Raw genomic sequence first — 1,338 nt, forward strand, 5'->3', positions numbered from 1 at the left:
GTCCAGCACCTCGTTGACCATCTCGGGGTCGAGGGCAGAGGTGGGCTCGTCGAACAGCATGGCGATCGGGTCCATCGCCAGCGCGCGTGCGATGGCCACGCGCTGTTGCTGGCCGCCCGAAAGCTGCGACGGAAACTTGTGCGAATGGGCTTTCATGCCGACGCGCTCGAGCAGTGCCATGGAGCGGGTGCGCGCCTCGCTCGACGAGCGCTTGAGCACCTTGACCTGCGCGATCGAGAGGTTCTGCTCGATCGAGAGATGAGGAAACAGCTCGAAGTGCTGGAACACCATGCCCACGCGCGAGCGCAGCCGGTTGAGGTCGATCTTCGGATCGCCCACCGAGGCCCCGTCGACCGTGATGCTGCCCTGCTGGAAGGGTTCGAGCGCGTTCACGCATTTGATCAAGGTGGACTTGCCGGAACCCGATGGCCCGCAGACCACGACAACCTCGCCTTTGCGGATGCGCGTCGTGCAATCGGTCAGCACCTGGAACGTGCCGTACCACTTGCTCACCTGGTTGATGTCGATCATCGGGTTTCCTTTGGCAGGGCCATGAGATGCAAAAGCGTGTGGGCGACGACGAGGGTCGCCTTGCGCAGCTCGTCGAGGGGGACCCGTTCGTCGGCGCGGTGGCCGTTGGCTTCGAGCAGCGACTCGGGGCCCGCGCCGTACATCACGGTCGGGATGCCAGCTTCGCTGTAGAGGCGCGCGTCGGTGTACAGCGGCACGCCGATGGGCGTCACCGGCTTGCCCATGACCGCGCTCGCCTCGCGGCACATCAAGGCGGCAAACTCAGCCGCACCGGGTGCGGGCGCGAACGGGCGGGCCAGCAGGATCTGCCGGATCTCGACGGCGATGACCGGCAGCGTGGCGCAGGCGCCTTCGATGACCTGCCGCAGTTCCGCCTCGACCGCTTCGGGCGTCTCTTCCGGCACGATGCGGCGGTCGATGCGCAGGCTCAGCGTGTCGGCGACCACGTTGGTGTTGATGCCGCCCTGGATCAGGCCGACCACCATCGTCGGATGCGTGATGCCGGGGGTTTGCGAGGGACGTTCGGCCAACTGGTCACGGTAGCGGTAGAGCGCGGGCAGCAATGCCGCAGCAGCCTCGATCGCGTCGGTGCCCGTGTCGGGCCGCGCGGCGTGCGCGGACTTGCCGCGCAGGATCACTTCCAGGTGCAGGCAGCCGTTGTGCGCTACGACCACGTGGTGCGAGAAAGCGGCGGAGATCACGTAGTCGGGGCGGCTCAGGCCCTGCGAAAGAATCCAGCCGGGTCCGGTCATGCCGCCGGTCTCTTCGTCATAGGTCAGGTGCAACTCGACCGTGCCGGCCAGCGGC

The 1,338-nt window shown here is 67.0% G+C and carries 2 protein-coding genes; both read right to left on the minus strand.

Going from position 1 to position 1,338, the window contains the following annotated elements; genetic code table 11:
• The coding region (locus AC04L7_RS18825; RefSeq protein WP_475513721.1) for an amino acid ABC transporter ATP-binding protein at window positions 1-531 on the minus strand (531 nt) is incomplete at its 3' end.
• The coding region (locus AC04L7_RS18830; RefSeq protein ID WP_475513722.1) for a M20/M25/M40 family metallo-hydrolase at window positions 528-1,338 on the minus strand (811 nt) is incomplete at its 5' end. The genes AC04L7_RS18825 and AC04L7_RS18830, both read right to left, overlap by 4 nt.

This window comes from Pseudoxanthomonas sp. LjRoot204_2 (genome assembly GCF_056175765.1).